General features: G+C 70.7%; 22 protein-coding genes. 17 read left to right on the top strand and 5 right to left on the bottom strand.

Annotated elements, in window-relative coordinates:
* Positions 1-14: 14 nt before the first annotated feature.
* The 3 genes from AB0K11_RS20200 to AB0K11_RS20190 are packed head-to-tail and all read left to right on the top strand — an operon-like array spanning position 15 to position 4,259.
* A complete protein-coding gene (locus tag AB0K11_RS20200; RefSeq protein ID WP_364981816.1) occupies positions 15-1,607 on the top strand; it encodes an amidohydrolase in 1,593 nt (530 codons plus the stop codon).
* Complete coding sequence (gene lnt / locus AB0K11_RS20195) at positions 1,600-3,468, top strand: apolipoprotein N-acyltransferase (RefSeq protein ID WP_364980790.1); 1,869 nt, start codon at positions 1,600-1,602, stop codon at positions 3,466-3,468. The genes AB0K11_RS20200 and lnt overlap by 8 nt, the downstream gene beginning before the upstream one ends.
* Complete coding sequence (locus tag AB0K11_RS20190) at positions 3,465-4,259, top strand: polyprenol monophosphomannose synthase (protein ID WP_364980787.1); 795 nt, start codon at positions 3,465-3,467, stop codon at positions 4,257-4,259. Before lnt ends, AB0K11_RS20190 begins: the two co-directional genes overlap by 4 nt.
* 7 nt (positions 4,260-4,266) lie before the next feature.
* Here AB0K11_RS20190 and rbpA read toward each other — a convergent pair whose 3' ends face one another.
* On the bottom strand, positions 4,267-4,605 hold the full coding sequence (gene rbpA / locus AB0K11_RS20185) for an RNA polymerase-binding protein RbpA (RefSeq protein ID WP_264015750.1): 339 nt from the start codon (positions 4,603-4,605) through the stop codon (positions 4,267-4,269).
* Positions 4,606-4,725: 120 nt separating this feature from the next.
* Here rbpA and AB0K11_RS20180 point away from each other — a divergent pair, with 120 nt between their 5' ends.
* The 8 genes from AB0K11_RS20180 (at position 4,726) to AB0K11_RS20145 (ending at position 11,997) form a co-directional block, all read left to right on the top strand.
* Positions 4,726-5,091 carry a hypothetical protein gene (locus AB0K11_RS20180; RefSeq protein WP_364980782.1) on the top strand — a complete coding sequence of 122 codons (366 nt, stop codon included), beginning with the start codon at positions 4,726-4,728 and terminating at the stop codon, positions 5,089-5,091.
* A gap of 33 nt (positions 5,092-5,124) precedes the next feature.
* Complete coding sequence (locus tag AB0K11_RS20175; protein WP_364980779.1) at positions 5,125-6,753, top strand: RecQ family ATP-dependent DNA helicase; 1,629 nt, start codon at positions 5,125-5,127, stop codon at positions 6,751-6,753.
* 60 nt (positions 6,754-6,813) lie between these two features.
* Positions 6,814-7,500: a hypothetical protein gene (locus AB0K11_RS20170; protein WP_364980776.1), complete on the top strand. Its 687-nt coding sequence runs from the start codon at positions 6,814-6,816 to the stop codon at positions 7,498-7,500.
* A gap of 135 nt (positions 7,501-7,635) precedes the next feature.
* Complete coding sequence (locus AB0K11_RS20165; protein WP_364981813.1) at positions 7,636-8,427, top strand: ABC transporter permease; 792 nt, start codon at positions 7,636-7,638, stop codon at positions 8,425-8,427.
* Positions 8,424-9,161 carry an ABC transporter ATP-binding protein gene (locus tag AB0K11_RS20160; RefSeq protein WP_364980773.1) on the top strand — a complete coding sequence of 246 codons (738 nt, stop codon included), beginning with the start codon at positions 8,424-8,426 and terminating at the stop codon, positions 9,159-9,161. The genes AB0K11_RS20165 and AB0K11_RS20160 overlap by 4 nt, the downstream gene beginning before the upstream one ends.
* A gap of 32 nt (positions 9,162-9,193) precedes the next feature.
* Positions 9,194-10,228: an ABC transporter substrate-binding protein gene (locus AB0K11_RS20155; RefSeq protein WP_364980770.1), complete on the top strand. Its 1,035-nt coding sequence runs from the start codon at positions 9,194-9,196 to the stop codon at positions 10,226-10,228.
* A gap of 1 nt (position 10,229) precedes the next feature.
* Entirely contained in the window at positions 10,230-11,381 is a 1,152-nt protein-coding gene (locus AB0K11_RS20150; RefSeq protein WP_364980767.1) for an LLM class flavin-dependent oxidoreductase, read from the top strand.
* Positions 11,382-11,421: 40 nt separating this feature from the next.
* A complete protein-coding gene (locus AB0K11_RS20145; protein ID WP_364980764.1) occupies positions 11,422-11,997 on the top strand; it encodes a hypothetical protein in 576 nt (191 codons plus the stop codon).
* A 10-nt stretch (positions 11,998-12,007) separates the two neighbouring features.
* Here the strand turns inward: AB0K11_RS20145 and AB0K11_RS20140 are convergent, their stop codons facing one another.
* Positions 12,008-12,715 carry a hypothetical protein gene (locus AB0K11_RS20140; RefSeq protein ID WP_364980761.1) on the bottom strand — a complete coding sequence of 236 codons (708 nt, stop codon included), beginning with the start codon at positions 12,713-12,715 and terminating at the stop codon, positions 12,008-12,010.
* A gap of 76 nt (positions 12,716-12,791) precedes the next feature.
* On the opposite strand from AB0K11_RS20140, the gene AB0K11_RS20135 reads away from it, so the two are divergent.
* The 6 genes from AB0K11_RS20135 (at position 12,792) to AB0K11_RS20110 (ending at position 19,404) form a co-directional block, all read left to right on the top strand.
* On the top strand, positions 12,792-14,300 hold the full coding sequence (locus tag AB0K11_RS20135) for a carboxylesterase/lipase family protein (protein WP_364980758.1): 1,509 nt from the start codon (positions 12,792-12,794) through the stop codon (positions 14,298-14,300).
* A gap of 42 nt (positions 14,301-14,342) precedes the next feature.
* On the top strand, positions 14,343-16,304 hold the full coding sequence (locus tag AB0K11_RS20130) for a primary-amine oxidase (protein ID WP_364980755.1): 1,962 nt from the start codon (positions 14,343-14,345) through the stop codon (positions 16,302-16,304).
* A 47-nt stretch (positions 16,305-16,351) separates the two neighbouring features.
* A complete protein-coding gene (locus AB0K11_RS20125) occupies positions 16,352-18,349 on the top strand; it encodes a phosphotransferase (RefSeq protein WP_364980752.1) in 1,998 nt (665 codons plus the stop codon).
* Between the two features lie 81 nt (positions 18,350-18,430).
* The gene (locus AB0K11_RS20120) at positions 18,431-18,760 is read left to right on the top strand and encodes a YnfA family protein (RefSeq protein ID WP_364980751.1); all 330 of its coding nucleotides are present in this window, start codon (positions 18,431-18,433) and stop codon (positions 18,758-18,760) included.
* Positions 18,761-18,819: 59 nt separating this feature from the next.
* A complete protein-coding gene (locus tag AB0K11_RS20115; protein ID WP_364980748.1) occupies positions 18,820-19,029 on the top strand; it encodes a DUF2945 domain-containing protein in 210 nt (69 codons plus the stop codon).
* 3 nt (positions 19,030-19,032) lie between these two features.
* Positions 19,033-19,404: a DUF3140 domain-containing protein gene (locus tag AB0K11_RS20110; RefSeq protein ID WP_364980746.1), complete on the top strand. Its 372-nt coding sequence runs from the start codon at positions 19,033-19,035 to the stop codon at positions 19,402-19,404.
* Here the strand turns inward: AB0K11_RS20110 and AB0K11_RS20105 are convergent.
* From AB0K11_RS20105 to AB0K11_RS20095, 3 genes are all read right to left on the bottom strand, one after another.
* Positions 19,391-20,284, bottom strand: a complete 894-nt coding sequence (locus AB0K11_RS20105) for a hypothetical protein (protein ID WP_364980743.1) — start codon at positions 20,282-20,284, stop codon at positions 19,391-19,393. The two genes, AB0K11_RS20110 and AB0K11_RS20105, sit on opposite strands and share 14 nt — an antisense overlap.
* Positions 20,285-20,424: 140 nt before the next feature.
* A complete protein-coding gene (locus AB0K11_RS20100) occupies positions 20,425-20,898 on the bottom strand; it encodes an RDD family protein (protein ID WP_364980740.1) in 474 nt (157 codons plus the stop codon).
* 98 nt (positions 20,899-20,996) lie between these two features.
* A complete protein-coding gene (locus AB0K11_RS20095; RefSeq protein ID WP_364980737.1) occupies positions 20,997-21,938 on the bottom strand; it encodes a DoxX family protein in 942 nt (313 codons plus the stop codon).
* Positions 21,939-21,949: the final 11 nt, after the last annotated feature.

Genomic DNA, 21,949 nt, shown 5'->3' with positions numbered 1-21,949 from the left:
GTGTCGGACTCGTGGTGACGACACTGCTGGTGGGCGGGCGGATACACAGCCCGGCGATGCCCGACGCCACCGCGATGGCGGTCCGTGGCGACACCGTCGCGTGGCTCGGCGCCGACGACGTCGGCCGAGCCCAGTTCCCCGATGCCACCGTCGTCGACCTCGACGGCGGGTTCGTGGCGCCGGCGTTCGTCGACAGCCACATCCACCTGACCGCGACCGGATTGACGCTGACCGGGCTGGACCTGCGTGCCGCGACGTCGCTGCGGCACTGCCTGACGCTGGTGGCCGATCACGCGCAGGCCCACCCCGACGGGGTGATCTGGGGACATGGCTGGGACGAGTCCGGGTGGCCCGAGCGCCGGGCGCCGAGCACCGCGGACCTCGACGGGCTGCTCGGGGACCGACCGGCCTACCTGTCCCGCGTGGACGTCCATTCCGCGGCGGCCACCACGGCGCTGCGCCGATCGGCCCAGGGTGTCGAGGACGCGGCCGGGTTCGCCGTCGAGTCGCCGCTGACCGCCGACGCCCATCACCGGGTGCGGGCCGCCGCGCGTGAGCGGCTGACCGCCCGGCAGCGCCGGGACGCGCAGACCGCGGCCCTCGACGCGGCGGCCGCGCAGGGGATCGTCGCGGTGCACGAGTGCGCCGGTCCGCAGATCGGCGGCCTGGACGACTGGCTCGCCGTCCGCGACCTCACGCACGGTGTCGACGTCGTCGGGTACTGGGGTGAAGCGGTCGGCAGCCCCGGTGCGGCCCGTGACCTCGTCGACCGCACCGGAGCGCGCGGGCTCGCAGGCGACCTGTTCGTCGACGGCGCCCTGGGCTCGCGGACGGCCTGGCTGCACACGCCCTACGCGGATGCGCCGGACAGCTGCGGCAACACGTACCTCGACGCCGACGCGATCACCGCGCACCTGGCCGCCTGCACCGAGGCCGGAATCACCGCCGGGTTCCACGTGATCGGCGACGCCGCGGTCGGCACGGTGGTGGAGGCCATCGGCCGCATCGTCGAGCGGGTCGGCGCGCCCGCAGTCGCGCGCTGCGGGCACCGCCTCGAACACCTGGAGATGGTCACCGCCGAGCAGGCAGCGCTGCTCGGGTCGTGGGGTGTGCACGCCAGCGTCCAGCCCGCCTTCGACGCGCTCTGGGGTGGGTCCGGGGGCATGTACGCCCAGCGGCTCGGCCCGGATCGCGCCGCCGGGCTCAACCCATTCGCGCTGTTAGCATCCCAAGGCGTGCCCCTCGCTTTCGGCTCGGACAGCCCCGTCACCGGGTTGGATCCCTGGGGCTGGGTCCGCGCCGCGAGCGCGCACCGGACACCGGGCAGCGCGGTGTCGCTGCGGGCCGCGTTCGCGGCGGCGACCAGGGGCGCCTGGAGGGCCGCAGGCGTCAACGACGGCGTCACCGGCACCCTGGTCCCCGGTGCGCCCGCCTCCTACGCGGTGTGGGACGCCGATGAGCTGACGGTGAGCGCTCCGGCCGACGGCGTGGCGCGCTGGTCCACTGACCCGCGGTCCCGTGTCCCGGCACTGCCGAGGCTGGCGCCGGACGACCCGTCGCCGCGGTGCCGCCGGACTGTGCACCGAGGTGTCGTCATCCATGGCTGACCCGCCGGGCCGACGCCGCCGCCGGGCGATGGACGACACCGACGTGATCCCTGCCGTCCCCAGCGACGATGTCGGCGACCTCGACACCGGCCCGAACGAGACCGTCGACGAGAAGACCGCCGACTCGAAGACCGCCGCCCCGCGCACCCGCCGGGCGGACCGGCACCCGCGGCCGTCGCGCTTGGCCCGCGTCGCCCGCGCCGCCGGCCCGGCCGTGCTGTCACGGTGGGCGCAGCTGAGCGCGGCCGGCCTCGGCGGGCTGCTGCTGTGCCTGAGCTTCCCGCCGTTCGGCTGGTGGTGGGCCGCATTCGCGGCGTTCGCCCTGCTGGGGTGGACGTTGACGCGACCATCGACGACGGTCGCGGGCGGGTTCGGCTACGGCGTCCTGTTCGGCACCGTGTTCTACGTGCCGCTGCTGCCGTGGATCAGCGGGCTGGTCGGCCCGGTGCCGTGGCTGGCGCTGGCCGTGGTGCAGGCGCTGTTCCCCGGGCTGTTCGGCGCCCTCGCGGTGCTGGTGCGCCGGCTGCCCGGCCAGCCACTGTGGTTGGCGGCGCTGTGGGTGGGCCAGGAGTGGCTCAAGTCGACGGTGCCGTTCGGCGGGTTCCCCTGGGGTGTGGTGGCGTTCGGTCAGACCAACGGACCCCTGCTGCCCCTGGTGCAGGTCGGCGGCGCGCCACTGCTGTCCTTCGCGGTCGCGCTGACCGGGTTCTGCCTCACCGCGATCGTCGTCGAGGCTGTCCGCTGGTGGCATCACGAGGACGACATGCACACCGCGCTGCCCGCCGTCGTGTTGCCCGGCATCTGCATCAGCGCGGCACTGCTCGGCACCGCGCTGGTCTCGCCGCAGGTCCGGCACTCCGGTGTGGGCGCCACCGACGATCCCACCGTCACCGTCACCGTCGCCGCAGTGCAGGGCAACGTGCCCCGGCTCGGGCTGGACTTCAACGCCCAGCGCCGTGCGGTCCTCGACAACCACGTGCAGGAGACGCTGAGGCTGGCCGAGGACGTACGGGCCGGCCGCGCGCCGCATCCGGCGCTGGTGATCTGGCCGGAGAACTCCTCCGACATCGACCCGCTGGCCAACCCGGACGCCGCGGAGGAGATCACCGCCGCCGCCGATGCCGTCGACGCGCCGATCCTGGTCGGCGGCGTCGTGCGGGCTCCCGACTACCGCCCGGAGAATCCGGTGTCCACCAACTCGGTGATCGTGTGGGAACCCGGAAGCGGACCGGCCGAACGGCACGACAAGCGGATCGTGCAACCGTTCGGGGAGTACCTGCCCTGGCGCGGCTTCTTCTCCAAGCTGTCGCCCTACGCCGACCGGGCCGGCTACTTCATCCCCGGCTCCGGCAACGGGGTGGTGCACGCTGCGGGCATCCCGGTCGGGGTGACCACGTGCTGGGAGGTCATCTTCGACCGGGCCGCGAGGGAGTCGGTGCTGGCCGGCGCGCAGCTGCTGGCGGTGCCGTCGAACAACGCCACCTTCACCGAGCCGATGAGCGAGCAGCAACTGGCGTTCGCCCGGCTGCGCGCCGTCGAGCACGACCGGTACGTGGTGGTCGCGGGGACCACGGGCATCAGCGCGATGATCGCGCCGGACGGACGCGAACTGTCGCGCACCGGGTTCTTCGAACCGGCCTACCTCGACCAGCAGGTCCGGTTGAAGACGCAGCTCACGCCCGCCACCCGCTGGGGACCCGCCGTGCAGGCCGTGCTGGTCGCCGTCGGCGTCGGGGCTTTGCTGGCGGCCATGCTGCACAATGGAGCGTTCGTATCGGCGATCAGACGGCGCCGGCGCAGGGCCGGAAGGGCCGGGCACAGCCCGTCCGACGAGGACGGCAACGACGGAGGACTGACATGACTGTCCCTGGTGGAGCGCAGCCGGGGGAGGGTGCCGGCGGCGCCATCCGGCCGAGTCAGCGCGCATTGGTCATCATCCCGACCTACAACGAGCGGGAGAACCTGCCGTTGATCGTCGGCCGCGTACACCAGTCGTGCCCCGGCGTGCACATCCTGATCGTCGACGACGGCAGCCCGGACGGCACCGGTGAGCTGGCCGACGAGTTCGCGCTGGCCGACCCGGACCGGGTGCACGTCATGCACCGCACCAGCAAGGACGGGCTGGGAGCGGCGTATCTGGCCGGTTTCGCGTGGGGGCTGGGCAGGCAGTACTCGGTGCTGGTGGAGATGGACGCCGACGGCAGCCACGCACCCGAACAGCTGCACCGGCTGCTCGAGGCCGTCGACGGCGGCGCCGACGTGGCGATCGGGTCGCGATACGTCCCGGGCGGCACGATCCGGAACTGGCCGCGGCGGCGCTACGCCCTTTCCAAGACCGCCAACACCTATGCCCGCGTGCTACTGGGCGTCGACATCCACGACATCACTGCCGGCTACCGGGCCTACCGACGTGAGGTGCTCGAGAAGATCGACCTGGCCGCGGTGGACTCCAAGGGCTACTGCTTCCAGATCGACCTCACCTGGCGCGCGATCAACCAGGGCTTCGTCGTGGTGGAGGTGCCGATCACGTTCAGTGAACGCGAACTCGGCGTGTCCAAGATGAGCGGGTCCAACATCCGGGAGGCGATGTTCAAGGTCGCCACCTGGGGTGTCCGCGGGCGCCTCGACCGCGCCCGCGGCATCGTCCGCTAGCGGGTGCTCAGCTGCCGCGGCGCTTGGACTTGATCAGGTCCAGACGCTCCTTGAGCAGCTCCTCGAGCTCGTCCACCGAGCGCCGTTCCAGCAGCATGTCCCAGTGCGTGCGCGGCGGCTTCACCTTCTTGGGCTCGGGCACGTCACCCTCGATCAGGGTGCCCTCCATGCCGTTGCGGCACAGCCAGGTGCCGGGGATCTCGGCGTCGTCGGCGAACGGGACGTCGAACTCTTCGCCGTTGTCGGTGCGGTAGCGGGCCACCTGACGCGGCGCCAGGTCGTGGTTGCGGTCGGTCTCGTAGCTCACGGCTCCGAGGCGACTGCCTCTCAGGACGCGATCAGCCATCGTCAACACTCCTCGATGTGTAAGTTGCCGGATCATCAACGCGGTCGGTGCCCGTTGAGTTCCCGACTCGACCTCCAGGATACCGGGAACCGCACCACCGGCCGTCTACAGTCGACCACCGTGGGGCCTGAAGTGCGTAGCCGCGAGCATCGCGAAGATGTCCGTCGCCGCCGTCTGCAACCCTGCCGGTGGTGCGGCCGCGAGGTGGCCGACGCCGGGATGGGCAGGCGGCGGCAGTACTGCAGGCAGTCCTGCCGCCAGCGTGCCTACGAGCAGCGGGCCATGGTCAAGGGCACCGCACTCGCCCCGGACGCGGTCGTGCTGACCGCCGACGAGGCCGCGCAGCTCTCCGACCGGGTGTACCAGGTGCGTTGCGCCGCAGAGGATGTCGCGACGGCGGTGGACGAGGGCGCCGCGGCCGACGAGCTGCGCCAGCTGTGTGACGAACTCGTCCGGGCGGCCAAGGCGGCCGACGGCTGGCGCTAGTTTGGCCCCGCGGCCGCGGGGTAGCAGACCGCGGTGTCGCAGCACCGCACCGAAACGCATGACGATCTGGCCGCCGTGGCGCAGCGGGAATTCGGCTGGTCACGGCTTCGGCCCGAGCAGCTCGAGGGCATGGAGGCGGTGCTGGCCGGGCGTGACCTGCTCGCGGTGATGCCGACCGGTTGGGGCAAGTCGGCCATCTACCAGGTGCCGTCGCTGCTGCTGGAGCACGCAACCGTGGTGGTGTCGCCGCTGATCGCCCTGCAGCACGATCAGATCGCCGCACTGGACGGCACCGCCGCGGTGGCCGTCGCGGTGCACTCGGGGCAGCGCGTGGCCGAACGGAGGCGCACCTGGGACGCCATCGGCCGCGGTGAGGCCGACGTGATCTTCGTGTCCCCGGAACAACTGGCCAACGACGACGTCGTGGCCGGCCTCGCCGACGCGGCGGTGAGCCTGATCGTGGTGGACGAGGCGCACTGTGTGTCGGCGTGGGGGCACGACTTCCGACCGGACTATCTGCGGCTGTCCGACGCGTTCGGCCGCCTCGGCCCCGCTGTACCGGTCGCGGCCCTCACGGCGACGGCGTCCACGGTGGTGCGTCGCGAGATCGTCGCGGGTCTCGGCCTGCGCGACCCGGTGCGGGTGATCGGCGGTTTCGACCGCCCGAACCTGCGGCTGTTGGTCGAACAGCACCTCGACGACGACGGCAAGCGTGCGGCGGTCTGCGAGCGGGTGCCCCTGCTGGGCAGCCCCGGCCTGCTCTACACCGCGACGCGCAAGGACGCCGAGTTCTACGCAGACGCGCTGGCCGAGCGCGGTATGCGCACCGCCGTCTATCACGCCGGCCTCAGCGCGGCGCAGCGCGACGACGTGCACGCCGGCTTCCGCGACGACAGGTTCGACGTGGTGACCGCGACATCGGCCCTCGGCATGGGCATCGACAAGGCGAACGTCCGCTTCGTGGTGCACGCCTCGGTGCCCGAGTCGCTGGACTCCTACCACCAGCAGATCGGCCGCGGCGGGAGGGACGGCGACGCGGCGACCTCGCTGCTGTACTACCGGCCCGAGGATCTCGGGCTGGCACGGTTCTTCACCACCCACACCCCCGACGAGCAGACCATCTCCGACGTGTACCGCGCGCTGGACGAGGACAAGCCCCGACGGCTCAAGGAGATCCGCGGCACGCTCGATCTACGCGGACGGGCCCTGACGAACGCCGTCAACCTGCTCGAGCAGGCCGGCGCCGTCCGCTCGTCTCGCAAGGGCCTGACGGCGACGGGCATGGACGCCGCGGTCGCCGTGGAGCAGGCGCGCAAGGTGGTCGAGACCCGCGAAAGGATCGACCGCAGCCGCGTGGAGATGATGCGGGGATACGCCGAGACCCGCGACTGCAGGCGCCGGTTCCTGCTGGCCTATTTCGGCGAGGCGCTGCCCGGCCCGTGCGGCAACTGCGACCGGTGCCTGGACCCCGGGCGACCGATCGGCGACAGCGCCGACGGTGTGGCCGTGCCCGTGGACACCGCGGTGCGCCACCGCGAATTCGGCGACGGTGTGGTGATCGGCGGCGACCAGGACCGCGTCACCGTGCTGTTCGAGGAGTACGGGTACCGCACGCTGTCGCTGGCGGCGATCGGGGACAAAGGCCTGCTGACCCGTCTGTAGAAGCAGGTGTGCAGGCGCTGTTTCCGCCCGTGATCGGTAACGGCGGGGGATGCTGAGCACATGCTCACCCACCTGCGCGCACTGCTGGTGGGCATCGGCGCGCTACTCGCGCTCGGTCTGGCCGCGTGCTCCGGCGGTTCGTCGCCGGAGGCGATCGAGTCCTCGGTCGGCGCGACGTCGGCCACCACCTTCCCGCCCGCGGGCACCTACATCGCCGACATCACCAGGGACGGCCGGGCGATGAGCATCGGGATCTCCGTCGACGGTTCGGAGATCGCCGCTTACGCGTGCAACGGCGCCGACGACGAGGCATGGTTCTTCGGCAGCCAGTCCGCAGGCCGCATCGACATCGACTCCCGATTCCGCGACACCCTCGAGGCGACGTTCGACGGCACCGACGTCGAAGGCGAGCTGACCATGAACGGCATGGCGTACCCGTTCATCGCCACACCCGCGCAGGCGCCCGCAGGGGCGTACACCGCCGACGCAGGCGGCGTGCGTTCGTCGTGGGTGCTGCGGACCGACGGGTCCGCGATCGGTGTCCAGTTCAGCGGCGGTGTCAGCGATCACGACCTCGAACAGGCCGAGCGGCTCGCGGCCGAGCAGTTCCGCGACCAGGTGCGCAGTCGGCGCCAACTGCAGCAGGCCGCCCCGCTGGTGGTGATGCACAGCGGCGCGATGGGGTCGACGATCAACGGCAGGGCGGTGACGCCGACGCTGGTCCAGGGAGGCTTCCGGCTCGGCTGACGGCACCCGCGTTCCCGGTCGCCGGGGCGCTTCTTTTCCTCACGGCGAATAGAACCCTTATGCCCTCGAGGCGTCCGCCCGTAGCGTCGTTTCACCGTGGCGAGTTCATCCGAGGTGGCGACTCCGCCGGGCGCGATCGCCACGGCAGGCATCGGCGGGCAAGCGAAAGGCTTACGCGGAGAACGGAAGTGGGCCGTCATCCGGCTCGCGTCGCCGGTGGTGCTGCTGCTGTTGTGGCAGCTGGGCAGCGCGCTGGGCCTCATCCCGCAGGACGTGTTGCCCGCGCCGTCCCTGATCGCGGAGGCAGGCGTCGAGCTGATCGGCAACGGTCAGCTGGCGGACGCACTGCGGGTGTCGGGCATCCGCGTCGTCGAAGGTCTGTTGCTGGGCAGCGTCGTCGGCGTCGCGCTCGGCACCGCCGTGGGGCTGTCCCGGTGGCTGGAGGCCGGCGTCGACCCGCCGATGCAGATGGTGCGGGCACTGCCGCACCTCGGCCTCATCCCGCTGTTCATCGTGTGGTTCGGCATCGGCGAACTGCCCAAGGTGCTGCTGGTGGCGCTCGGCGTCAGCTTCCCGCTCTACCTGAACACCTTCTCGGCGATCCGCCAGGTGGACCCGAAACTCTTCGAAACCGCTCAGGTGCTGGGCTTCTCGTTCTGGCAACGGTTCCGCGACATCATCGTGCCCAGCGCCGCCCCCCAGGTGCTGGTCGGTTTCCGGCAGTCCCTGGCGATCGCATGGCTCACCTTGATCGTGGCCGAGCAGATCAACGCCGACAAGGGCATCGGCTTCCTGATCAACAACGCCCGCGACTTCCTGCGCATCGACATCATCATCTTCGGTCTCGTCGTCTACGCACTGCTGGGCATCGGCACCGATGCCATCGTCCGCGCCCTCGAGCGCCGAGCACTGAGGTACCGCACATGACCATTGCCAGCGAACGCCGTACGCAGACCGCGGGCGAACTCCGCCACGTCGACAAGTGGTACGGCGAGCACCATGTGCTCAACGACGTCTCGCTGCACATCGCCCGCGGTGAGATCGTCGCGCTGATCGGCCGCAGCGGCTCGGGCAAGTCGACGGTGCTGCGGGTGCTGGCGGGACTGTCCACCGATCACACCGGCGACCGGGTGGTCGCCGGGGCGCCCGCGCTGGCGTTCCAGGAACCGCGTCTGTTCCCGTGGCGCGATGTGCGCACCAACGTCGTCTACGGGCTGACGCGGCAACGCCTGTCCCGCGGCGAGGCGAACGAGCGGGCGCTGCGGGCACTGGCCGACGTCGGCCTGGCCGACCGCGCCGGTGTGTGGCCGTTGACGCTGTCGGGCGGTCAGGCGCAACGGGTTTCGCTGGCCCGCGCGCTGGTCGCGGAGCCGGAGCTGATGTTGCTCGACGAGCCGTTCGGTGCGCTCGACGCGCTGACCAGGCTGAGCATGCGATCCCTGCTCGTCGACCTGTGGCGCGAACACGGATTCGGCGTGCTGCTGGTCACCCACGACGTCGACGAGGCGGTCGCACTGGCCGACCGGGTGCTGGTGCTCGACGACGGAAAGGTGGCGCACACCCTCGACATCGACGAGCCGCGCCGCCCGCCCGGCGAATCGACCGCCCACACCGAGCACTACCGCGCCGAGCTGCTCGACCGGCTCGGCGTCAACCGCTGACCGCCACTACGGCTTCGACAGAGGAGACGACCATGCCCAGATCCCGGCCGATCGCCGTGCTGCTCGCCGCAATGACCGCGATGAGCCTTCTCGCCGGCTGTGTGTCGCGTCAGGACTCGTCCGGTGCGCAGCAGGCGCCGCAGACCGTTCCGCTCTCGGAGCTGGCCGGTGTCACCCTGCACATCGGCGACCAGAAGGGCGGCACCCAGGCGCTGCTGACCGCCGCGGGCGCACTGGAGAACCTGCCCTACGCCGTGGAGTTCTCGACGTTCACCTCGGGCCCGCCGCAGATCGAGGCCGCCACCGCGGGCAAGATCGACTTCGCGATCACCGGCAACACCCCGCCGATCTTCGGCGCCGCGTCCAACGCGAAGGTGAAGATCGTCTCGGCGTACGACGGCGGAGGGTTCGGCGACCAGATCCTGGTGCACGCCGATTCGCCGCTGCAGTCGGTCGGCGACCTGCGGGGCAAGAGCATCGCGGTCGCCAAAGGCAGCTCCGCACACGGCCATACGCTGGTGCAGCTCGACCGGGCGGGGCTGACGCCCGACGACGTCAAGCTGGTGTTCCTGCAACCCGCCGATGCGCTGTCGGCGTTCACCCAGCGCCGCGTCGACGTCTGGGCGGTCTGGGATCCCTACACCGCACAGGCCGAGACGGAACTGCCCGTCCGCAGCATCGCCCGCGCCACCGGCGTCACCAACGGCGCCGGCTTCGGTGTGGCGGCCGACGCGGCGCTGGCCGACCCGAAGCGCAACTCGGCGCTGCGCGATCTGCTGGTGCGTTACGCCAAGGCCGTCCGGTGGGCGCACGACAATCCCGCCGAATGGGCCACCCGCTACGGCGAGGATGTCGGCCTCGACCCCGGAGTGGCACAGTTGGCGCAGGGGCGAAGCCTGCGACTGCCCTTCGACCTGTCCGATCAACTCGTGGCTTCCGAACAGGAGATGGCCGACCTCTTCGCGAAGTCGCAGCAGATCGCGTCGGCCCCCGACTTCTCCCGCTGGGTCGACCGCCGCTACGGCGACGTGCTGGCCCCGCTCTACATCGACCGCAAGAAGGAGTGAGATGTCCACCCTCGCCACACCCGGATCGCAGGCTTCGCCCGCTGCAACTGAATCGCAGGCTTCGCCCGCCAAGTTCTTCTGGTTCCTGCCCACCAACGGCGACAGCCGCAACATCGTCGGCGCCTCGCATGCCTCGGCCCACCACACCGTGCCCGCCGGCTACCGCGAACCGAGCAGGCGCTACCTCGCCGAGGTGGCCCGTGCCGCCGACCGGCTGGGTTTCGAGGGCGTGCTCACCCCGACCGGAACCTGGTGCGAGGACGCCTGGTTGACCGCGGCGGCGCTGCTTTCGGAGACCGAGCGGCTGAAATTCCTGGTGGCCTTCCGCCCCGGTCTGGTGCCGCCGACGCTGGCCGCCCAGCAGGCCGCCACCCTGCAGCGCTTCTCCGACGGCCGCGTCCTGCTCAACATCGTCAGCGGCGGAGACGACCTGGAACAGCGGCGGTTCGGCGACTGGCTCGACCACGACCAGCGCTACGCCCGTACCGGCGAGTTCCTGCACATCGTCAACTCGCTGTGGCAGCAGGAGTCACTCGACTTCGACGGCGACCATTACAAGGTCGCCGACGCCCGGGTGTCTGCACCGCCGAACCCGTTGCCCGGCATCTACTTCGGCGGGTCCTCGGCGGCCGCGCTGCCGATCGCCGCGCAGTACGTCGACGTCTACCTGACCTGGGGTGAGCCCCCGCAGGCGGCGGCCGCAAAGATCGAGCGGGTTCGCGCGTTGGCCGCCGAGCGCGGGCGCACCATCCGCTTCGGGATCCGGCTGCACACCATCAGCCGCGACACGTCCGCGGCGGCCTGGGCCGTCGCCGACGAACTCGTCGGCCGGCTGACGCCCGAACAGATCGCGAAGGCCACCGCCCTGCACTCGAAGTCGGAATCCGAAGGGCAGCGGCGGATGACGGCGCTGCACGGCGGACGGGTCGACCAGCTGGAGATCTACCCGAACCTGTGGGCGGGGGTCGGGCTGGTCCGCGGCGGCGCGGGCACGGCGCTGGTCGGCAGCCACGAGGAAGTCGCCAACCTGATCGTCGAGTACCACGCCCTCGGTTTCGACGAGTTCATCCTGTCGGGCTACCCGCACCTCGAGGAGGAGCACTGGTTCGCCGAGGGCGTGCTGCCGCTGCTGCGGCGCAAGGGCGTGGCCTGACCTGACACCGCGGCGCCGCTGCTCGTAGTCTGCGGTGACGATGGATGAATGGTTTGAGCACAGCCCGTTCGTGGGGTTCGCACCGTGGATTCTGTACTGGGTGGTGGCCGGCAGCTCGAGCACCTGGCTCTACGGCGGTCTGTGCGCGGTGATCGCGGCGTTCATCCTCGGGGTGTCGATGCGCGTCGGCGGTCCCCGGTTGCTCGAGGTGGTGACGATCGTGTTCTTCGTCGCCGTCACGGTCGCAGGCATGATCACCGGCGCCAGCGACATGGACTGGATGGACGTCTACTCCACGACGCTGTCGAGCGGCGTGTTGGCCGTGATGGCGCTCGGATCGCTGGCGTTCACCCCGTTCACCGAGCAGTACGCGCGGGACTTCACGCCGCGCAGCGACCGCGAGGAGGCGGCGTTCCGGCGCACCAACCAGATGCTCACCCTGATGTGGGGATTGGTGTTCGCGCTCATCGCGGTGCTCGGCTTCGTCGCGGCCGGTGCGCCGTCGACCGGGCACTGGACCAACTGGGTGATCCCGGTGGTGGTGATCGCCGGTGCGGTCGGGATGACGAACACCTATCCCGAGCGGGTGCAGGCGCGGCTCCGCACCACCGACTAGGTGCGGCGGGTCATTCCGGACAGCCGAACCGGACGCCGACGTCGGCCGGCGGGCTCACCGACTTCAGGCAGCCGAACGGCGCCACCCCCGCGTCACTGAGGCGGGCGGCCGTCTGATGGGCGTAGTTCACGCAGAACAGGCCGGCCGGGTCGGCGCGGCACCGGAAGTCACCGAAGGCCAGTGACCGGCCGTACGGCAATGCCGCACCGTCGCCCCGGACGAAGGGCCCTGGATCGCCGTGCACCGACCCGACGTCGAGCGTCGGACCGGTGAAGTCCACCCAGTCGCCGATCCACTGCCCCGCGATGTCGGGCGGGGCCGGTGGCGGATCGGTGAACCGGACCAGGCAGTCCAGTCCGCCCTCGGACTGCGGATCGGTCATGCACCGCGTCGTGCCCGACGGTGTGGTGAACGCAACCGCCTCGCCGAGCTGTGACACCTCGCCGTCCCGGGTCGCCGAGTGGAAACCGCCCACGTCGGCAGGCGTTCCGGCGGCCACGAACGCGACGACGTCACCGATCGGAGCGCCCGTGACAGGGGCGCCCACCGGCGGCGTCGACGTCCGCGTGGTCGTCGGCGGGGCACTCGGGCGCGTCGCGGGCGACGGCACCGACAATCGGGAACCCGGCGGTGACCCGGACTCGCCGCCCTGCCCGCCGCACCCCACTGAACACCCCGCCACCAGCACAGACGCCGCGAGAAACACAGCAATCCGCATGACGCCAGGCTAGCGGGCCGATGCGGTGAGGCCCGTCAGGCGCGGCGAACAGCGGTTCGTTCGCTACGGTCGGGAGATGCACGAACACACAGTCCGCGCAACGATCAACACCGGCACGATCGAAGGCTTCACCCGTGACGGTGTGCACCGCTGGCGGGCCGTCCCGTACGCCCAGCCGCCGGTCGGCCGCCTGCGGTTCCGGGCGCCGTTGCCCGTGCAGCCGTGGCGCGGTGTCCGGCACTGCCACAGCATCGGGTACTGCGCACCACAGCAGCGCCGGTACACCCTCATCGGGGTCAACAAGTACCAGCCGATGAGCGAGGACTGCCTGACGCTGAACGTCGTTGCGCCGCAGACACCGCCCGACGGCCCGATGCCGGTGATGTTCTTCATCCACGGCGGCGGCTACCTGCTCGGCAGCTCGGCGACGCCCCTCTACGACGGTGCGGCGATGGCACGGCGGGGCTGCGTGTACGTCTCGGTGAACTACCGGCTCGGAGCGCTGGGCTGTATGGACCTGTCCGCGCTGTCCACGCCGGAGAACCCGATCGACGGGAATCTGTACCTGCGGGACCTGGTGATGGCGCTGCGCTGGGTGCGCGACAACGTCGAGGTGTTCGGCGGCGACCCGGACAACGTGACGATCTTCGGCGAGAGTGCCGGCGCGCACGCCGTCGCCACCCTGCTGGCCGTGCCGCAGGCCAAAGGGCTGTTCGCGCGGGCCATCTCGCAGAGCCCGGTCAGCGGCATGGTGCGGTCACCGGAAGCCGCCGCCACATTCGCCGACCAGTTCGCCGGGTTGCTCGGCGCGCGTCCGCAGGACGGGGCCGCCGCGTTGATGGCGGCCAGGCCGAGAGAGCTGGTGACCGCACTCGACCGGTTGCTCACCCACGGCACCGACGACATGCCGGGAGCCTTCGCGCTGGGGCCGGCCTTCGGCACCGACTATCTGCCGCGCGATCCGGTCGAGGCGATGCGTGAGGGCACCGCCCACCGGGTGCCCCTCATCGTCGGCAACAACGCGGAGGAGGGCAAGCTGTTCACCCGATTCCTGCAGTTGCTGCCGACATCCGAGGCGACCATCGAGCTGTTGCTGGCCAACTCGGACGCCGAGCGGCGCGAACGCATCACCTCGGCCTACCCGGGTTATCCGAGCCCGTCGGCGTGTGTGCGGCTCGGCGGTGACTTCGTGTTCGGCACGGCGACCTGGCAGGTCGCCGAGGCGCATTCCCGGCACGCGCCGACCTACGTGTACCGCTATGACTACGCGCCCCGCACGCTGCAGTGGTCGGGACTCGGCGCCACGCACGCCATGGAGTTGCTCGCCGTGTTCGACACCTACCAGACCCGGCTGGGTTCGTTGCTCACCGCGGCGGCCGACCAGCGGTCCGCGCGCCGGGTGAGCCGGGACGTGCAGCGGCGCTGGCGGGCGTTCGGCAGCACGGGTGTGCCGGGGGAGGACTGGCCGCTCTACACCGCCGACCGACGCGCCGTGCGCGTGTTCGACCGCAGGCCCAGGATCGAGTTCGATCCCGACGTCGACCGCAGGACGGCCTGGGAGGGTTTCAGCCTCGCGGCGCGGTAGCGCCGAGCACATCGAATCGCTGCGGGGCGCCGCCGGATGTGATTGCGTGAGCGCGTGCACCCTCTGGATCCCCTGGCCGCAGACGAATTCGCGGCGGTGGCGGCGATACTGCGTCGCGACACCGACGTCGACGACGGCTGGCGGTTCGCCTCGGTCGAACTGGCGGAACCGGGCAAGGCGGAGCTTCGGGAGTTCGCCGCCTCGGGCACCCGGCCGCCGCGCCGCGCCACGGTGATCTGTCTGCAGCGAGCCACGAACAGCACCTACAAGGGTGTGGTGTCGCTGACGGGCGATCGGGTCGAGTCGTTCACGCATCTACCCGGCGTGCAGGCGAACTTCACCGTCGACGAGTTCGCCGAGTGCGATCGGATGCTGCGGTCGCACCCGGACCTGATCGCCGCCCTCGCCCGCCGCGGCATCACCGACCTCGAACTGGTGTTCATGGACACCTGGACGTACGGAAACGCTGTCGCTCCACCGGAATTCCGTGACCGCCGGATCGGCTGGTCGGACACCTGGCTGCGCGGCGCACCGGGTGCGAACCCGTACGCGCACCTGGTCAGCGGGCTGCACTGCGTCGTCGACCTCAACGCCATGTCGTTGCTCCGGATCGAGGACACCGGCCCGTTCGCCGGTGGCGGCGCCGAATTGCCGGACGTCATGGGTGAATACGCGCCGAGCCACATCCCCGAGCGGATCAGGTCGGCATGGCGCCGCGAGCCGCTGGCGCCGCTGCACATCACCCAGCCGGAGGGCACCTCGTTCCGGCTCGACGGCAATCTGCTGCAGTGGCAGAACTGGTCGCTGCGGATCGGGTTCAACCACCGCGAAGGGATGACACTGCACACGGTGTCCTACCGGGACGGCGACCGCGACCGGTCGGTGGCGCACCGGTTGTCGTTCGCCGAGATGGTGGTGCCGTACCGGGACTCGTCGCAGGACCACTACCGCCGCACCGCTTTCGACATCGGCGAGTGGGGCCTCGGCTTCATGACGACCTCCCTGGAACTCGGCTGTGACTGCCTCGGTGAGATCCGCTATCTGGACGCCGTGCTGCACGACAGTCGCGGCGTGCCCTACACGATCACCAACGCGATCTGTATCCACGAGGAGGACAACGCGGTCCTGTGGAAGCACGTCGACCACGACGCGGGCGCCGAGGTACGCCGGATGCGGCGGCTCACCGTGTCGTTCCACGTCACGGTCGCGAACTACGAGTACCTGGTGTACTGGCGGCTCTACCAGGACGGCAACATCGAATGCGAGGTGCGCGCGACCGGGATCATGGTCACCACCCCGCTCGCGCCAGGCCAGCCCCATCCGAACGGCACGCTGGTCGACGACCGCACGTATGCGCCGTTCCACCAGCACTTCCTGGTGGCGCGGCTCGACCTCGACGTCGACGGCAGCGAGAACACCGTTTACCGCACCGAGTCCTACGCCGAGCCGATCGGACCCGCCAACCCCTACGGCCTGTCGGTGCTGCTGCGCGAGGTGCCTTTGCGCACCGAGGCCGACGGCATGCAGGACGTCGACTTCGCCTCCCAGCGCGGCTGGAAGGTGGTGAACACCAACGTCGTCAACGGGTTGGGCACCCACCCGTCCTACAAGCTGACCCCCACCGGGGCGCTCCCGCCGATGTTCGATCCGGCGTCGCCGGTGCTGCGGCGCGCCAACGTCATCGGCCACACCCTGTGGGTGACGCCGAACAGCCCGGACGAACGTTGGCCCGCAGGCGAATTCGTCAACCAGTCGGAGACCGACACCGGGCTGGGCGAGTGGACGAAGGCGAACCGGCCGATCGACAACACCGACGTGGTGCTGTGGTACGTCTTCGGCATCCATCACATCACCCGACCGGAGGACTGGCCGGTGATGCCGGTGGACGTGGTGTCGTTCTGGCTCAAGCCCTACGGCTTCTTCGATCGCAACCCCGCACTCGACGTGCCTGCCGCGCCGCCGCAGCACTGCCATACGCCTTCCACCACCAGCGCGCCGCACTGATTGACACCCGTCAACAGTGTGATCCACCCCACTGCTACGTTCATCCGGTGGATGCACGTGACGACCTGGTGATCGAACAGCCGGCCGACCTCACCGCCGACTGGCTGACCACGGCGATCGGCGCGGGGCGCGTCGCCGACTTCTCCTTCGAACGCATCGGCACCGGCCAGATGAGCGAGTGCTACCGCGTCGCGCTGCGGTACGCCGACGACGCGGCCACCGGCCCGGAGTCGGTGGTCCTCAAGGTCGCCGCGACCGACGCCAACAGCAGGCAGACCGGACTGGCGATGGGACTCTACGAACGCGAGGTGCGGTTCTACACCGACATCGCCCCGCGACTCGGCGGCCCGGTCGCGCCCTGCCACCACGCCGCCTACGATCCCGCGAACGGGACGTTCCACCTCGTCCTCGGCGACGCCGCGCCCGCCGTCGTGGGTGACGAAATCCGCGGCGCCACAATCGAACAGGCCGCCCTCGCGCTGACCGAACTGGGCCGGGTGCACGGGCCGCTGCTCGGTGACCCCGCCCTGGCCGACGCGGACTGGCTCAACAGGGAGTCGCCGTTGAATCAAGGCCTGATCGCGGCGTTGTGGGCCGGCTTCGCCGAGCGGTACGCCGAGTCGATCGCACCCGAACACCGCGAGGTGTGCGAGCGGCTGGTGGCGAGCTTCGACGCCTACCTCGCCGAAGAGGCCGCCGCGCAACGCATCGCGGGGCTGGTGCACGGTGACTACCGGCTCGACAACATGCTGTTCGGTCAGGCAGGCGCCGACCGCCCGTTGACGGTGGTGGACTGGCAGACCGTCACGTGGGGCCCGGCCTTCACCGATGTGGCCTACTTCCTGGGCTGCGCCCTGTCGGAGTCGGGGCGCCGCGACCACTACGACGACCTGCTGCGGGCGTACCACGAGGCGCTCGGCCCGCAGTCGCCGGTCAGCCTCGACGGTGTACGGGACGGCGTCCGGCGGCAGAGCTTCTTCGGCGTGATGATGGCGATCGTGTCGTCGATGCTCGTCGAGCGCACCGACCGCGGTGACCGGATGTTCATGACCATGCTCGCCCGGCACTGCTCCCATGTGCTGGACACCGGCGCGCTCGACGTGCTCCCGTCGGCGCAGCCGCCCGAAGCCTTGCAGCCCTCGACCGACGACGAGGGCGCGCACCACCCCGGCGACGAGGAATTGTGGAACGAGAGCTGGTATTTCGACTTCGCCGACGCCGGCCAGGGCATCGGCGGCTGGGTCAGGGTCGGCCTGTACCCGAACCGGCGCACGGCCTGGCTCAACGCGCTGATCTGCGGGCCCGACATGCCGACCGTCGCCGTCCTCGACTTCGAGGCGCCACTGCCCGAGGACCCGTTCCTGGCCCGCGGTGACGGTGCCGAGATCACCATGGCGGCCGACGATCCGCTGCGCAGCTTCCGGGTGACCGTGCGGGGCGGTGGCCAGGCGTTCGACGACGCGGGCGCGCTGCTCGACGGCGCGCAGGGGCGTCCGGCCGAGTTGACGATGGACCTCACCTGGACCACCGTCGGCACGCCCTACCAGTACCGCATCACCCCCCGCTACGAGATCGCCTGCACGGTGTCGGGTTCGGTCACCGCCGACGGTCGGACCGTGACGGTGCGCGACACACCCGGGCAGCGCGACCACTCATGGGGGGTACGCGACTGGTGGTCGATGGACTGGGTCTGGAGTGCGCTGCACCTCGACGACGGCACCCATCTGCACGGCGTCGACCTGCGCATCCCGGGGGTGCCGCCGATGAGTGTCGGCTACGTCCAACCGGCGGGAGCGCCGCTGCAGGAGACGGCGACCGTGAGCGCGCAGGCGACGTTCGCCGAGAACGGCCTGCCCGTCACCACCAGGTTGACGATGTCGCCCGGCGACGTGGACGCCACCGTTGACCTGCGCGGTTTCGCGCCGGTGCGGCTGACGGCCGACGACGGCCGCGTCAGCCACTTCCCGCGCGCCTGGGCGGCCGTCACGCTCGCCGACGGTCGCACCGGCGTGGGCTGGCTGGAGTGGAACCGCAACCTCGGCTAGCGCTGGCCGAGCGTGCGTGTCTGCGGCCCGACACGCCCTCAATCACCGACAAATTTGCACGCTCGCGGCAGGCTGACGGGCATGGTCGTGGCCAAGTCGGTGATGTTGTTCGTGCTCGCGGCGCTGCTGGAGATCGGCGGCGCCTGGCTGGTCTGGCAGGGCGTACGGGAACACCGCGGCTGGGGGTGGGTCGGATTGGGGGTGATCGCCCTCGGTGCCTACGGATTCGTCGCGGCCTTCCAGCCCGACGCCCAGTTCGGCAGGGTGCTGGCCGCCTACGGCGGTGTGTTCATCGCCGGCTCGCTGGCGTGGGGGATGGTCGCCGACGGCTTTCGCCCGGACCGGTGGGACATCACGGGCGCGGTGGTGAGCCTCATCGGCGTCGGCGTGATCATGTACGCGCCGCGCTGAATTGTGACGGATTCCGGACGCCGCGAATGACGGCAGGGCCGACGGGTACCCGCCGCTGCATGAGCGAAGATTTCAAGAAGGGCGACAAGGTCAGCTGGCAGAGCCACGGCAGCACCGCCGAGGGCACCGTCCAGGAGAAGATCACCTCGGAGAAAGAGGCCGCCGGCCGCAAGGTCAAGGCGTCCAAGGACGAGCCGCAGTACCGGGTCAAGAGCGAGAAGAGCGGTAACGACGCCGTCCACAAGCCGGGCGCACTGAAGAAGAAGTGACCGATGGCCGACAGTGACACCAAGAAGGACGACACCAAGCAGGACGAGGACCACAAGCAGACGTGGGACGAATTCCACGATGTCGTCAACATGACCGCGTCGGAGCTGCAGAAGTGGCTGGACTCAGATGATTCGAAGTCGGTGGGCCAGAAGTCCGGCGGCGGCGAGTCCACCGGCCACGAGAGTGGCAGGCACATCGTCAAGATCCTCGAGGCCAAGAAATCCGACCTGTCCGACGACGACTACGCCCACATGCGCAAGGTCGTCGGTTACGCCAGACGCCATCTGGCGCAACGGCCGTCAGGCGACATCGAAGACTCGGCGTGGCGTTACTCGTTGAAGAATTGGGGCCACGACCCCGTCAAGAAGTCCTGAGTCCGGCGCCGTCGTCGTCGAGGTCGTTGCGGTTGAGGCCCATCGGGGTGGCCTGGGGCAGGTCGCCACCCGCCACGACGGCGCGGGCGAGTGGTGTCAGCGTCTGGAACAGCAGCTCCACCTCGTCGTCGGTGAGGCCGTCGAGCGCCGAGAGCGACAGCGCATCGGTGGTGTCCTCGATGTGCTGCTTGAGCGCCCGGCCGGCATCGGTGAGCCCACCGTCAGCGTCGATCAGGCCGCGGCCGGCGAGCCGGCTCTGGTGCTCGGCCCACTGCTGCTCGTCGTAATCCCTACTGCGCATGATCATCTCGGCGGGCACCTTGCCCGCGGCGGCGTGCAGCACATTGCACTCGCGGCCGCTGATGCCCGCGGCGGCGAGCACCGCGACGTGCGCATCACCCCGGTGTTCGCGCAGCAGCGTCACCGCGTGCCACAACCGCGCCAGAGGATCGGTGGGCCAGTCCAACGACAGGTTGGCGGCGAACAGCGGCCGGCCGTCGACCGGCGCCGCGACGGCCGCCTTGGCCGCGAGTTCGGCTGCGGTGCGCAGGCCGTCGTCGTCGACCAGGCCGTAGCGGCGCAGCGCCGCGACGGCCGACTCCTCACGCGCGCGCAGCGCCTCGGCAGGGCCGGCCACTTCCCAGGCCGCGGGCAGCGCCTTGGCCACCCGCGCGGGTGCGAAGTTGTAGAACACGGCGGTCACCACTTCTGCGGGGACCGGCCCCAGTGGCGCGGAGCGGGCGGCGAAGTACCCCATCCAGAAGCCGCGGTACCCGAGCGCGTCCATCGCGGCCCGTGCCTCCGGGGCGAAGTACGTGACGGCGTGCACCGGCTCGAACCGGTCGAAGAAGCGGCGCGCGAGATTCGGTTGTCTGCCCACCATGGCAGTTAACCACTGCCGCATCATCCTGATCGTCGCCGCTGGCGGCGGGTTCAAGCAGGTGCATGCGTCAACTTTTGTTGACGCGCGCGGACCAGGGGGGACTGCCGAACCGCGCCGCACCTAGCGGACGCAGGCCGTCAGCCCTTGATGACCTGCGTCCCGCCGGCCAGCTCGTCGTGTTTGCCCTGCTTGGTCGGGCTGCTGTTGATGGTCACCGCGATGACGATCATCGCCACGAACGCCAGCAAGCCGCCCACCAGCGGGATGATGGTGAGGACGGTGAACGCGTTGCGGATCGCGGCTTCGCGGGCGGTCGGCCTCGGGGCGCCGCCTGCGCCACGCACGTGCAGGCCGAGCAGCTTCTTGCCCGGGGTCCAGCCCTGGGTCATCTCGAACACGAAGAAGTAGAGGAACATCGGCACGCCGGTGAAGAGCCCCGACGCCCAGAAGCTCGACATGGTGTCGGTCAGCACGATGAGCAGCCCGGAGACGATCCCGACGAGAACACCGTCGATCAGCCGGGCCAGGAACCGTGGCAGCAACGCGCCGGGCGCACCCGCTCCGGGCGAGCCGTAGGAACCGGACGGGGAACCGTACTCGCCTGAAGTCATCGCATTCACTCCTGATCAGGATGGGTGGATGCGAATGTACCGCCCGAGCGGGCGCCGGGAAGGGGCGACGGCCGCTCGGGCGGTGACGGATTTCGGTGTCAGCGCAGGCGCTTCTGCTGCTTGTTGAGTTCCTTGCGGGTCTTCTTCAGTTCCTTGCGGGTGGCGCCGGCGATGTCTTCGGCCCGGTATCGGGCGGCGTCGGCGACGGCGGCGCTGCGCTTGGCGGCCGCGTCGGCGAGCTCCGGAGCCCGGTCGCGTGCGACGTCGGCCCACTCGTATCCGCGTTCCCGCGCCACCTCGGCGAGTTCGGCGCTGCGCTTGCTCGCGACGTCGGCCAGTTCGGCGCCGCGCTTGCTCGCGACGTCGGCGAGCTCGGCGCCGCGCTCACGGGCCACATCGGCCCACTCGGCACCACGCTTGCCCGCGACCTCGGCGAACTCGGCGCCGCGCTCACGGGCGATCTGTGCGAGCTCGCGGCCGCGCTCGGCGCCGACCTGCAGGCCGTGGCCGACCTTGTCAGCCAGTTCACTGTCGGTCAGCGAGTTGCCCGCGGCCGCACCCACCGGAAGCGCGGAGGAGACCGCGACGGAGACCTTGCGGGCAGCGCGGCGGCCCCGCCAGCCCAGTGACGGCCTGCCCTCGGTATCGACGGCGGCGATGATCAGGCCGCCGATGAGGCTGATGTCGGTGAGGAACGCGCGACGCTCGTCGGCTTTGCGGCCCGGCTCGGTCTCGGTCCAGAACGCGTGGGCGCCGAGGCTTCCCGGCACCACGCTCAGGGCGAGTGCGGCCGAGGCGAACCGCGGCAGCTTGCCCGTCGCCAGCAGCAGGCCGCCACCGATCTGCACGGCGGCGGTGACCTTGGCGACCGTCTCGGCGTCGGACGGGACATTGGGGCCGACCGGATCCGGCAGCTTGCTCAGGCCGTCGAGCGTCGGTCGGGCGGCGTCGGCGGCGGGCTTGGGGCTCCGCAGCGCATCAACGCCGCGCCCGATGAAAACGGCAGACAACATGGGGCGCGCGACTCGTCGAATCAACATGGCCCGGGGGT

This window comes from Mycobacterium sp. NPDC050551, assembly GCF_040674075.1.
Classification (GTDB): Bacteria; Actinomycetota; Actinomycetes; order Mycobacteriales; family Mycobacteriaceae; genus Mycobacterium.
Note: the sequence above shows the minus strand (reverse complement) of the source record. Positions and strands in the feature narration are given on the sequence as shown.

Coding starts and splice junctions, on each gene's coding strand:
- AB0K11_RS20150 (WP_364980767.1), top strand. CDS start 10,230: ATGTCCACCCTCGCCACACCCGGATCGCAGGCTTCGCCCGCTGCAACT.
- AB0K11_RS20120 (WP_364980751.1), top strand. CDS start 18,431: ATGGTCGTGGCCAAGTCGGTGATGTTGTTCGTGCTCGCGGCGCTGCTG.
- rbpA (WP_264015750.1), bottom strand. CDS start 4,605: ATGGCTGATCGCGTCCTGAGAGGCAGTCGCCTCGGAGCCGTGAGCTAC.
- AB0K11_RS20095 (WP_364980737.1), bottom strand. CDS start 21,938: ATGTTGATTCGACGAGTCGCGCGCCCCATGTTGTCTGCCGTTTTCATC.
- AB0K11_RS20110 (WP_364980746.1), top strand. CDS start 19,033: ATGGCCGACAGTGACACCAAGAAGGACGACACCAAGCAGGACGAGGAC.
- AB0K11_RS20155 (WP_364980770.1), top strand. CDS start 9,194: ATGCCCAGATCCCGGCCGATCGCCGTGCTGCTCGCCGCAATGACCGCG.
- lnt (WP_364980790.1), top strand. CDS start 1,600: ATGGCTGACCCGCCGGGCCGACGCCGCCGCCGGGCGATGGACGACACC.
- AB0K11_RS20140 (WP_364980761.1), bottom strand. CDS start 12,715: ATGCGGATTGCTGTGTTTCTCGCGGCGTCTGTGCTGGTGGCGGGGTGT.
- AB0K11_RS20100 (WP_364980740.1), bottom strand. CDS start 20,898: ATGACTTCAGGCGAGTACGGTTCCCCGTCCGGTTCCTACGGCTCGCCC.
- AB0K11_RS20170 (WP_364980776.1), top strand. CDS start 6,814: ATGCTCACCCACCTGCGCGCACTGCTGGTGGGCATCGGCGCGCTACTC.
- AB0K11_RS20135 (WP_364980758.1), top strand. CDS start 12,792: ATGCACGAACACACAGTCCGCGCAACGATCAACACCGGCACGATCGAA.
- AB0K11_RS20190 (WP_364980787.1), top strand. CDS start 3,465: ATGACTGTCCCTGGTGGAGCGCAGCCGGGGGAGGGTGCCGGCGGCGCC.
- AB0K11_RS20115 (WP_364980748.1), top strand. CDS start 18,820: ATGAGCGAAGATTTCAAGAAGGGCGACAAGGTCAGCTGGCAGAGCCAC.
- AB0K11_RS20160 (WP_364980773.1), top strand. CDS start 8,424: ATGACCATTGCCAGCGAACGCCGTACGCAGACCGCGGGCGAACTCCGC.
- AB0K11_RS20145 (WP_364980764.1), top strand. CDS start 11,422: ATGGATGAATGGTTTGAGCACAGCCCGTTCGTGGGGTTCGCACCGTGG.